10 protein-coding genes are annotated in these 10,278 nt (G+C 61.1%); 5 read left to right on the forward strand and 5 right to left on the reverse strand.

Annotation, left to right across the window (positions count from 1 at the left end; all coding sequences use genetic code 11):
• Window positions 1–170 precede the first annotated feature (170 nt).
• Window positions 171–770: an alpha-ketoglutarate-dependent dioxygenase AlkB family protein gene (locus tag VOM14_RS24620; protein WP_327631381.1), complete on the reverse strand. Its 600-nt coding sequence runs from the start codon at window positions 768–770 to the stop codon at window positions 171–173.
• 169 nt (window positions 771–939) lie between these two features.
• On the opposite strand from VOM14_RS24620, the gene VOM14_RS24625 reads away from it, so the two are divergent.
• On the forward strand, window positions 940–1,464 hold the full coding sequence (locus VOM14_RS24625; protein ID WP_327631363.1) for a malonic semialdehyde reductase: 525 nt from the start codon (window positions 940–942) through the stop codon (window positions 1,462–1,464).
• A 9-nt stretch (window positions 1,465–1,473) separates the two neighbouring features.
• Here the strand turns inward: VOM14_RS24625 and VOM14_RS24630 are convergent, their stop codons facing one another.
• On the reverse strand, window positions 1,474–1,812 hold the full coding sequence (locus VOM14_RS24630; protein WP_327631364.1) for a hypothetical protein: 339 nt from the start codon (window positions 1,810–1,812) through the stop codon (window positions 1,474–1,476).
• Window positions 1,813–2,224: 412 nt separating this feature from the next.
• On the opposite strand from VOM14_RS24630, the gene VOM14_RS24635 reads away from it, so the two are divergent.
• Window positions 2,225–3,388, forward strand: a complete 1,164-nt coding sequence (locus VOM14_RS24635) for a metallophosphoesterase (RefSeq protein ID WP_327631365.1) — start codon at window positions 2,225–2,227, stop codon at window positions 3,386–3,388.
• A 78-nt stretch (window positions 3,389–3,466) separates the two neighbouring features.
• Here VOM14_RS24635 and VOM14_RS24640 read toward each other — a convergent pair whose 3' ends face one another.
• Window positions 3,467–3,988 carry a hypothetical protein gene (locus VOM14_RS24640; protein ID WP_327631382.1) on the reverse strand — a complete coding sequence of 174 codons (522 nt, stop codon included), beginning with the start codon at window positions 3,986–3,988 and terminating at the stop codon, window positions 3,467–3,469.
• 338 nt (window positions 3,989–4,326) lie between these two features.
• Here VOM14_RS24640 and VOM14_RS24645 point away from each other — a divergent pair, with 338 nt between their 5' ends.
• The gene (locus VOM14_RS24645) at window positions 4,327–4,581 is read left to right on the forward strand and encodes a GlsB/YeaQ/YmgE family stress response membrane protein (protein ID WP_327631366.1); all 255 of its coding nucleotides are present in this window, start codon (window positions 4,327–4,329) and stop codon (window positions 4,579–4,581) included.
• Between the two features lie 77 nt (window positions 4,582–4,658).
• On the opposite strand, the gene VOM14_RS24650 is transcribed toward VOM14_RS24645, so the two are convergent.
• Window positions 4,659–6,167 carry an acetyl-CoA hydrolase/transferase family protein gene (locus VOM14_RS24650; RefSeq protein ID WP_327631367.1) on the reverse strand — a complete coding sequence of 503 codons (1,509 nt, stop codon included), beginning with the start codon at window positions 6,165–6,167 and terminating at the stop codon, window positions 4,659–4,661.
• Between the two features lie 102 nt (window positions 6,168–6,269).
• Here VOM14_RS24650 and VOM14_RS31495 point away from each other — a divergent pair, with 102 nt between their 5' ends.
• The gene (locus VOM14_RS31495) at window positions 6,270–6,548 is read left to right on the forward strand and encodes a hypothetical protein (protein ID WP_442955578.1); all 279 of its coding nucleotides are present in this window, start codon (window positions 6,270–6,272) and stop codon (window positions 6,546–6,548) included.
• 151 nt (window positions 6,549–6,699) lie between these two features.
• Here VOM14_RS31495 and VOM14_RS24660 read toward each other — a convergent pair whose 3' ends face one another.
• The gene (locus VOM14_RS24660) at window positions 6,700–8,877 is read right to left on the reverse strand and encodes an FUSC family protein (RefSeq protein WP_327631369.1); all 2,178 of its coding nucleotides are present in this window, start codon (window positions 8,875–8,877) and stop codon (window positions 6,700–6,702) included.
• A gap of 200 nt (window positions 8,878–9,077) precedes the next feature.
• Here VOM14_RS24660 and VOM14_RS24665 point away from each other — a divergent pair, with 200 nt between their 5' ends.
• A complete protein-coding gene (locus VOM14_RS24665; RefSeq protein ID WP_327631383.1) occupies window positions 9,078–10,082 on the forward strand; it encodes a LysR family transcriptional regulator in 1,005 nt (334 codons plus the stop codon).
• Window positions 10,083–10,278: the final 196 nt, after the last annotated feature.

The raw sequence follows: 10,278 nt of genomic DNA on the forward strand, positions 1-10,278 counted from the left end.
TGATTCGCGTCGGCAATATCAGTTTTGATATAGGACACGGGATTGGCGACGGCAAGACGGTTTGTTGCGGCCCAATGCGATACGCGGATGGAGACGGGCCGGTGGCTGCCGTGAGGTTTTATGCGCTTACCTGCCGGGGTTTGTGCGACGCGGTATGGAGTGATAGCAAATTAGCGGGACGCGGCGCGCGGCGTGACCCATCGGAAGGTCAAGTTAATGCGCTCGCCCGCGACGCGCGGCTCCTTCGGCACACGATGCCGCCATTCGGCTTGCGTGCTGCCCTTCATCACCAGCAGACTGCCGCCCTTCAGGGAAAACGACTGCACAACGCCGCTTTTGTTATGCCGAAGGTCGAAAGTGCGCGCCGCGCCAAGACTGACCGATGCAATCACCGGCTGTGGGCCGAGTTCAGGCTCGCGGTCGGCGTGCCAGCCCATGCTGTCCGTGCCGTTGCGGTAGCGGTTGAGCAACACGCTGTTGAACTGCGCGCCGCAGAGGGCCTCGGCGGCGACCCTAAGCTCGGCGACGGCCGGCGTCCATGGCTGCGGGATGTTGCGGATGCCCGAGTAAACATAGACCGCATTCGGATCGCCCTGCCAGGCAGTCAGCCGCGGCAGCGCGACACGGCCGCCGGGCGTGCCCATCGTGTCCTGCCGCCATTCGACTTCACCGATGAGTTGCGCCAGAAGCTGCTCCGCCCGTGCGGGCGTGAGCCAGTCGGGATACCAGTCGACGTCGGGCGTCGGAAGGTCATTGAAAAGATCGTTCATAGGCGTGTCTGATGCGGGCGCGCCAACCTTGCGGGGCGCAACGTTGGCTATTATGGCGGCAACGACGGGCCGCTCACTTTCGGCGGCTTGCGGTTTCATTGCGCTTTGTTGACGCGCTCACCGCCGCGTCACGGCGCTTTTTCATTCTCTATCTTCCCGGACCATCACTATGATTCTTTCCGACGACGCGCTGGACCAGTTGTTCCGCGAAGCCCGCACGCATGTGGCCTGGCAGCCAAAGCCCGTCGGCGGCGCGCTACTCCAGCAACTTGTGGAGTTGACGCTGCTCGGCCCGACATCGGCCAATTCGAGCCCTGCGCGTTTCGTCTTCGTGAAAAGCCCAGCAGCGAAGGAGAAGCTGCGGCCAGCCTTGTCGGCGGGTAACGTGGATAAGACGATGGCGGCGCCCGTGACCGTCATTGTCGCGATGTTTGCCAGCAACGACCGGGCGATTGCGGACACGGCGTTCCGCAATTCGACGCTGCAAGGCGGCTATCTGATTCTCGCGGCCCGCGCGCTCGGCCTCGACGCCGGTCCGATGTCGGGCTTCGACGCCGCGAAGATCGATGAAGCATTCTTCGCGGGCACGACGATCAAATCGAACTTTCTGATTAATCTGGGCTACGGCGATGCGTCGAAACTCCACCCGCGCAGTCCGCGCTTCAGTTTCGACGAAGCGGCTCGCATAATGTGACGCGCATCTTTAGCTGAAAATCGCGACGTAGAACACCACGACCCCGATTACGGCGCCGATGAAGCAGAAGCCTTCTTCGGCCTCGTCGCCATTCGAACGTAGCCACGCGCCGACGAAGCCAAACAACCCGGCGATACCCAGCGCGACGCACAGCATCACGACATCGAACAGCGCGCTCTTGCCCAGCTCGGAGAAGTCGACGTTGCGCACGGCGAGGTACAACCCGAGCGCCATCAACGATATGCCGACGAGAGGCAACATGACATGGCTGCCCTCATGTCCCACGTGATGCGCGCGGTGCGCGGAATCGCCGTGATGAAAACGATGGCCCGAACCGAGCAGTTTCATGATCGCCTCCCGCCTCGCTATTTGCGGGCGATAACGCCGATTGAGCAGGCCTTTGACGCGCCGATAGTTCGCCATGGCTGGCTGTTTCGGCCTACTCTCTTTCAGAATAGTCCACGCCGGGGTGCAATTCAAAGCCCATTTAATTCGGGCGATGAAGACCGATTGCGGACGTTTGTGAGGGATCTTCCATTGCGACGCTTGCTGCGTACTGGTTCTCGCTGCAGTGCAACGAGACAGGCCGACTCAACTGTAAATGGCGCGAAGCTCGCCAACAGCAGCAGCATATTTCGCGCCGCGGGCACGCAGTTGCGCATGTCGGTAGAATGGTTCGACCGTTAGCTGCATCGCGCCAGCGAAGACTCTCCCGCCAGCGTGCCGTTCATGCAGGTTCCTTCCCGCCTTCGTCTTCTCTATGCGCCGCTCATCGTTTCTGGTACGCCTCATCCTGATTGGCATTCTGCTGCACATCTACGTCGGCCTTCGCCTGATTCCGGACATGCCCGTAGATAACACAGCTCGCTGGATCTCCGGGTTGTGGCTCGTACTGTCCGTATTTCTGATTCCACTCGGCATGCTTGCGCGCACCATCAAACGGCAACCGCTGGGCGACCGGCTCGCGTGGGTGGGCCTGCTTGCGATGGGCTTCTTCTCGTCGCTGCTGGTACTGACATTCGCGCGCGACCTTGCGCTCGCTTCGCTGATGACGATCGACGCAATCTGGCCCAAGACGATCGCCCTAGCTCACTGGCGGACCACCACCGCGGCCGCCGTTCCGCTGCTTGCCTTACTCTCGACCTCGATCGGGCTTGTCAACGCCCGCCGCCGCGCCAGGGTCGTGACGATCGAGGTGCCGATCGACGATCTGCCAGTCGCGCTCGAAGGCTTCACGATCGTTCAGATCAGCGACATTCACGTGGGCCCGACCATCAAGCGCCGCTACGTCGATGCGATTGTCGACGCAGTGAATCGCCTGAAGCCCGATCTCATCGCCGTAACCGGCGACGTGGTGGACGGCAGCGTGCCGCAGTTGACGCAGCACACGCAACCACTTTCACGGTTGAATGCGCGTCACGGCGCGTTTCTCGTTACCGGCAACCACGAATACTACGCCGGCGCCAACGCGTGGATCGACGAATTCCGACGCCTCGGACTGAACGTGCTGCTCAACGAACACGTGATCGTGGATCACGACGGTGCGCGGGCCGTCATTGCCGGCGTAACCGACTATTCTGCTGGTCATCACGACCCGCTGCACCGCAGTGATCCGATGGCGGCAATTGCGGGCGCACCAGGCGACGTCTTGATCAAGGTGCTGCTCGCCCACCAGCCTCGCTCTGCCGAAGCTGCCGCTGCGGCTGGCTTCACACTTCAACTCTCAGGTCATACGCACGGGGGCCAGTTTTTTCCCTGGAACTTTTTTGTGCGGTTTCAGCAGCCGTTCACCGCCGGTCTTGCACGTCTGAACGGACTCTGGGTATATACGAGCCGTGGCACCGGCTATTGGGGACCTCCGAAGCGCCTCGGCGCGCCGTCGGAAATCACGCGACTGCGTCTCGTGCCCGGCGAACCGGATTAAGGCGAGTGGAGCGCGGCCCTCGCGGATTATCGCGTCATGGTCGAACAAGGCGCGCAAAGGACGGGCGCCAAGCGCGATTTATTCCGCAGGCGCCACTGCGACACTAACTTGCGGTGCGAATGCCACCGATACTTGCATGCCCGGCTTCACGTTCGCGAGCTTCACCGGGTCGCGGCCCTGGATGTGGAACACCGAGCCGCCGGCGCCCTTCAATGCCATGACGCCTGAAGCGTGGTCGATTGCCTGCACTTCGGCCACGTTCGGGTTAGCGTCCGGCTGCGAATTTGGAGCCATTGCACCCTGCCCGCCAGCACCGCGCGTGACGCTTATCATAGCGTTGCGCATCATACGGATGTGAACTTTGCCGCCTGGCTTGATTTGCGCGAGGTTGTGCGTGTCCGTGATGTCGAGCGATGCCTCGCCGCCCCGTGCGTCGAAAACAGTCACGGTGTGCTTTGCGTAGTCGACGGATTTCACCACGCCTTCCGCCTGCAGGGTGCTGCTCCCTTCGAACGGCGCAGGCAGGCCCGCGGCAAACGAAACGAACGGAGCAGTGGCGATCAATGCGCCGGCAACAATGCCAAGAGCTTTAACTTTCATACATTCCTCAATGACGTGAACGGCAAACCCCGCCACCGTCGTGCAGGCCGGCAACGTGCGCGACAGGTATTCAAGGTGTGAACAGTTTGCTTTTCGCGATGGTCACCGTCAATATCTGGACTCCGTAATAATCAGGCGATCGGTCTGCGCTGGTTGTCGAAATTTCCTCTGCGCGGCAGCCCACGCTCGGGTCGCCAATATGCGCGCCCATCGTCTACACTTAGCTTGCAATAGATTCAGACAATGTTAATTCCATATCCTGAATATGGACTGTCCCATAAGGTTCGACTAAGCTCTGTCACCGTGTATTTTTCACACTCAACCATGGAGTCTCGATTATGGAACACGGCATCATTGCATGGATTATCATCGGCGCGATCGCTGGCTGGCTGGCTGGCGTGCTGGTCAAGGGCGGCGGCTTTGGCCTTATCGTCGACATCATCGTCGGCATTGTGGGCGCGTTCATCGGCGGCTGGCTCGCGGGCGTGCTGCACATTTCGCTGGGCGGCGGCTGGATCGGTTCGATCATCACGGCTGTGATCGGCGCGGTCATTCTGCTGTTTATCATCCGGCTCATCCGGCGAGGTAGCTGACCGTACCATCCGATGCCGTCGGCGTCAGGGGAAAAACCCCCGTGACGCCGTCTTTTCGCTCGCTTAATTATTCCGGCTCAAGACCGCACTGCCGGCAACATCGAGCCGGTGTCCCGCAGTCTTGCGTGCCAGGCGAAAGCCTGATCGAGCCGATGCGGCGTTTGTCCTTCGCCGCGCAATGCATCCCGGTAGTAGTCACGAAGCAGATCGCGATACCGTGGGTGCGAGCAGTTCTGGATAATCAGCGCGGCGCGTTCGCGCGGAGCGAGACCTCGCAGGTCGGCGAGCCCCTGCTCCGTTACGACTACGTCGACATCGTGTTCGTTGTGGTCGCAATGCGGAACCATCGGCACCACGCTCGAAATGCAGCCGCCTCTCGCCGTCGACTTCGTTGAGAAGATCGCACACGACGCGTTCCGCGCAAAGTCGCCCGAGCCGCCTATGCCGTTCATCATATGCGTGCCGCCCACGTGCGTTGAATTCACGTTGCCATATATGTCAAATTCCAGCGCCGTGTTCAATGCGATCAGCCCGAGCCGCCGAATCACTTCGGGATGGTTGCTGACTTCTTGCGGGCGCAGCACGAGGCGATCTCGGTAACGTTCGAGTTCGCCGAGCACCTGTGTCTGCCGCGCGGCCGACAATGTGATCGACGCCCCGGAGGCAAACGTGACCTTGCCGGCGTCCATCAGGTCGAAGGTCGAATCCTGCAGCACTTCGGAATAGATTTCGAAAGCATCGAAAGGCGCATCGACGAATCCGGCCAGCACAGCATTCGCGATGGTGCCGATGCCCGCTTGCAACGGCGGCAAGCGCGGAGGCATGCGTCCGCGCGACACTTCGTGCTGGAAAAACTCGATCAAATGGCCGGCGATCAGTCGGGTCTCCGTATCGGCGGGCAGCGCCGTCGACGGACTATCCGCCTTGTTCGTGACGACAATCGCAGCGATTTTTTCCTGCGGAATCTCGATCGCGGGTGTGCCAACCCGGTCGCGCGGATGAACGATCGGCAGCGGATCGCGATGCGGCCGGCGGCCCGGAATCCAGATGTCGTGCAGTCCCTCGAGTGCAAGCGGCTGCGCAAGATTGATCTCCACGATTAGCTTCTCGGCGAGGATCGCGAAGCTTGCCGAATTTCCGACCGATGTCGTCGGCACGATGCCACCGCTTTCGGTGATCGCCACGGCTTCGACGATCGCGACATCGAGTTTGCCGAGTTGATTCGCGCGCAGCATCTCGACCGTTTCGGAAAGATGCTGATCGACGAACATCACTTCACCGCGATTGATCGCGTCGCGCAGCGTCTTGTCCACCTGAAACGGCAGCCGCCGTTCGATCACATGCGCCTCGGTGAGCAGGCGGTCCACGTCGTGACCGAGCGACGCGCCCGTCATCAACGTGATGCGCAGTGGTTCGCGTTGTTGGCGAGCACACTCGGCCAATGCCACGGGAACGGCCTTGGCATCGCCCGCACGCGTGAAGCCGCTCGTGCCGACGCGCATGCCGTCCTGAATCAGCCGTGCGGCCTCGGCCGCTGAAGTGATCTTCTTGCGCAGCGAGGCGCACCGAATTCGCTCTTCGTACATGAAACGAGTCCCTCCATGTTCACCAATCGGGTCAAACAGCGCACACGTCTACGGCGTGCTCGGGTTCGCGGTCAGCATGTCGCAATGGCCGCGGCGTCATGATTGGACGGCGTCGCGACCAGCGTTGCGGCGGCCTGCCTGACGCGTCTAGCTGCCGAAGTAAATGTTGCAAAAGCTCATTGGGCCGACGCATTCTTCAGCGGTACTGGCGGGCGCGACAGCGCGGCTTGGCGGCGCAACGTCGTCGGCTTGACGGACGTTTGTCTGCGACACCTGTTGTTGCGGCGAGACCTGTGCCGTTTGTGCATGCGCGGCGGCCGCGGACAAAGAGCAGGCAATCAGGACAATATTCAACACTTTCATTTCGTTCTCCAGGACTAACGGTTACTGCGTGACAGCGATGAAACTATATGACTGCTGTGTGTGCGAATAAACGCGGGTGTCCGGAAGTCACCTTTCCATCTGGCACAAAAATCGGGTAGTTGTTTGAGCCGCGTGCACGGGTTGGTGTGCGCGCGTTGATCTGAATCCGTCAGCGGGACTGGAAAGGCGCGTCCTTGTCGAGCAAGGCGGTGCGAATGAAATGCAGGCAACTCAACATGCGTTGCATGTCGTGACGTTTTTCCGTATTCGGCTGCACCGCTTTCAACATGTCCTGCGCGATCCACGTGGCCGAGCGAACAGATACGAGGGCGCGATCGAGAGCGCGCGCGTCGGACCGCTCAAACAGTTGCGCGAGATCTTCGAGCGTAACTTTCATGGCCGCGCACCAGCGTGGATGAAGTGCGTGCGCATAATCGGCATGCGCCGCTTCGTTGCGCAAATCGATCACGGCGTGTCCCACTTCGAGCGTCACGAGCATCCAGCGCAACGCATGCCGGCGACGGCGCGAGCGTCGCGTCAACAGCATGCGCAATTGCGAACCGAGGTCGTGCGTGCTCGACTGAAATCGTTGATTGAGGTCCGGCCGGTCGTCCTTGCATGCGAGCACGGCCTGCGCGCGCAGGTCGCCCATGATTCGTTCGACGAGCCACGGCATGTCGGCGGGAAAGACGACCGCAAACACCATGGCCGCCATCAGCATGGAAGCAATGAGCGCAAGGCCGTTGTTGATCAGCAACGCCGGCTCGAAAGTCGCCACATTGTCCGGCGCGGCCAACAGGCAGAAAAAGACCGAGAAGCCGACGCCGAAACCCGTCGTGCGTTTGCGCGTCGCGAAGTGCGCGCCCAGCGCGAGCACGGGCGCGAGCGTCATGCAAAGCAGTGGAAAGCCGTCGATCTCGGGATAGACGTAGCAGGTGAACAGGTAGCCGGCGATGGTCGCCATCATGGCGCCGAGCGCCATCTGTACGGCCATCTTCGAAGCGTTCGGCGCGGTCGATGTCAGCGCGCACGCCAGCGCCGCGCCGATGACAGCGAGGCCGCCGCTCGGCCAGTCGGTGGCGATCCAGAACGCGGCCGCGATCGCCATCACGGTTGCTGAGCGGATAAACGTGAACGCGACCAGAAAATGGTTCGTTATGCTGACGTAACGGTTCGCGCTGCGTGGCTGCTCGATTGGCTTGCGCCCTGCAAGGCTGACGTACGTGTCGGAGTAGCGCGTCCATTCATTCACAAAGCGATATAACAGCTCTACCGCCGTGTCGAAGTCCGCCAGCGACTCCGCCGACGTGTGTTCCTGCTGCTTTCTCGCCTCCCGCACGCGCCGCGGCAGGCTCGCCTGAAACGAGCGAAGTCGGGCCGCGAGATTCGATACATCGACCGATGCGTCGAACGATGCGTCGCGCGGCGAACCGAGCAATGCCGCAAGCTCGCGAAAATATGGATCGGTGGCCGCCACGATCGGTGCCGCGCCGCTCGCGTGCAAACGCTTCAGCAACTGGTGCAGCGCGTGCAATCGAGCGCAAGTGTCCATGAACTCGTTGTTCAGACGGCCCAGATGATGGTTGCATGAGCGCATCGCCGGGTCCTCGAAAGCGGCGAAAATACGTGTCGCTTCAAAGCCCACTATCTCGTCGATGAGGTCCGCGAAACGCCGCTCGAACTCGCCGCGGTCGACCTGGCGGCAAAGCACGTCGGCAGCGAACGCAGTAAAATTCCGATACCTCATGTGCAGCGCGCGAAGCAGAGCATGGCTCGATCGCTGTGGCACGATCAACGCGCTCACTGCGCTCGAACAGACGATCCCCACCGTCACTTCCGCTGCGCGCGTCAGCGCCGCGAGGAAAAGCCCGTGTGGCGTCGTGACGTTCGGAATGCCGATCAGCGCGGCCGTATAGCCCGCGAGGACAAAGCCGTACCACCTGAAATGCCGGAACCGGACCGCCGCCGCGATGCACGTGCTCACCCAGACGATCATGACGAGCATATGCAATTCAGCCTGCTGAACGAACAGCGCGCCGAGCGTCAACGCCGCGATCGCGCCCACGGCGGTTCCAAGAATCCGATAGAAGCTTTTCGCGAGCACCATGCCGCTGAACGGCTGCATCAGCACAAACACCGTCGTCATGGCGATGCGCGGCTGGGGCAAATCCAACAGCATGGCAATGCCGAGCGCGATCAACCCGGCACTCACCGTTTTCGACAGATGCAGCCAGATGAGTCCGTCACTGTTGGCCCAGTCGCGAATGATCGCATTCAGACTGCGCGATGCCGCACACTCCTGGTCATCAGGATTGACCGTCGCGTGGGTCGCGTGCTGGCGTTTCATCGAAAAGCAAGGCGCCTCGGTTTGTCGCAAAAAGAAAGCGCCGGTCGATCGGGCGGGTGCCGGCAAGCAAGGCGCCGATTGTAGGAGCATGCGACGCGCGCATTAACAGGACGGCTGCGGAATGTCCCTTCCAGGACGAGCAACAATGGGCCTATCGGACAGGCGGACAATACGGCCTCTGCCGTGAATTAGAAGGATTGATGGATACGTTACAAAACATGCGAGTGTTCTCGCGCGTGGTGGAGGCCGGCAGTTTTACCGCCGCCGCGCAGTCGCTCAATTCGACGACCGGCGCCATGTCGCGCGCAGTCTCAGAACTCGAAGCCCATTTGCGTACGCGTTTGCTGAACCGCTCGACGCGCCGTCTGGCGCTCACTACCGCGGGCGAGCGTTACCTGAAGCGCTGCCAGCAAATTCTGACTGACGTCGATACCGCCGAAGAAGAAGCCAGTTGTGCACACGAACGCCCGAGCGGCGCGCTTCGCATGCATAGCTTCGCGAGTATCGGTCAGCATTACGTGTTGCCGGCAATCTCACGTTATCGCGCTCTTTATCCGGAAGTGACCGTGGAATTGACGCTGTCGCAGCGCATGCCCGATCTTTTCGAAGGCAGCGCGGATGTTGCAGTGATTGGCGCGTCGACGCTGCCCAATTCCGACCTCGTTTCGCTTCCGCTCGGCACGACGTTCAGCATATTGTGCGCGTCGCCCGCCTATGTCAGAGCGCATGGGGCGCCGCGGCGACCCGGAGATCTTGCGCATCACGCGTGTTTGATCCTGCATACGCCGGCCTTTCCGCCGCACGAGTGGGTACTCGACGGGCCCAACGGCAGCGAGACAATGGAAGTGGATGGTCCAGTGCAGGTTAATATCGCGGAGTCGCTGATTGTGGCGATCCGCGAGGGGATGGGCATTGGCATGGTGCCGCTTTACGCCGCCATCGCCGGATTGCGAGATGGGACGTTAGTGCGTGTATTGCCGGACCATACGCTGCAGAAGATGAATGTTTATGCGCTGTATCCGTCGCGCAAGTTTATCGACGCAAAAACGCGAACGTGGGTAGAGTTTTTGCGCACGCACCTACCGAAAGTCATTGCACGCGACGAGGCGTTGCTCGCGGAAATTGATCAACCCGATGCCGAGGAGAACGGACCTCTGCAAGCTGCTCCGAACTCGGTTGGAGAAAATCGAAACGCAGCGATGTAGTGACGATCATTGCCGCTGTGGGTTGGACGCAGCGGCAAACGGCTGCGGGTTCTGTCTGTTTTTCGCCGCCGTAAACGCAGAAACCCCACCTTGAAGGGGTGGGGTTTCTGATGCTGCTGGGGAGCCTGACGATTACCTACTTTCACACGGGCAATCCGCACTATCATCGGCGTGGAGTCGTTTCACGGTCCTGTTC

The sequence above is a fragment of the Paraburkholderia sp. MPAMCS5 genome (genome assembly GCF_036016995.1).
In the GTDB taxonomy this organism is placed as follows: Bacteria; Pseudomonadota; Gammaproteobacteria; order Burkholderiales; family Burkholderiaceae; genus Paraburkholderia.

Excerpts from the sequence above, each read along its gene's own strand:
- VOM14_RS24620 (WP_327631381.1), bottom strand. The coding sequence starts at position 770 with ATGAACGATCTTTTCAATGACCTTCCGACGCCCGACGTCGACTGGTAT.
- VOM14_RS24625 (WP_327631363.1), top strand. The coding sequence starts at position 940 with ATGATTCTTTCCGACGACGCGCTGGACCAGTTGTTCCGCGAAGCCCGC.
- VOM14_RS24630 (WP_327631364.1), bottom strand. The coding sequence starts at position 1,812 with ATGAAACTGCTCGGTTCGGGCCATCGTTTTCATCACGGCGATTCCGCG.
- VOM14_RS24635 (WP_327631365.1), top strand. The coding sequence starts at position 2,225 with ATGCGCCGCTCATCGTTTCTGGTACGCCTCATCCTGATTGGCATTCTG.
- VOM14_RS24640 (WP_327631382.1), bottom strand. The coding sequence starts at position 3,988 with ATGAAAGTTAAAGCTCTTGGCATTGTTGCCGGCGCATTGATCGCCACT.
- VOM14_RS24645 (WP_327631366.1), top strand. The coding sequence starts at position 4,327 with ATGGAACACGGCATCATTGCATGGATTATCATCGGCGCGATCGCTGGC.
- VOM14_RS24650 (WP_327631367.1), bottom strand. The coding sequence starts at position 6,167 with ATGTACGAAGAGCGAATTCGGTGCGCCTCGCTGCGCAAGAAGATCACT.
- VOM14_RS24660 (WP_327631369.1), bottom strand. The coding sequence starts at position 8,877 with ATGAAACGCCAGCACGCGACCCACGCGACGGTCAATCCTGATGACCAG.
- VOM14_RS24665 (WP_327631383.1), top strand. The coding sequence starts at position 9,078 with ATGGATACGTTACAAAACATGCGAGTGTTCTCGCGCGTGGTGGAGGCC.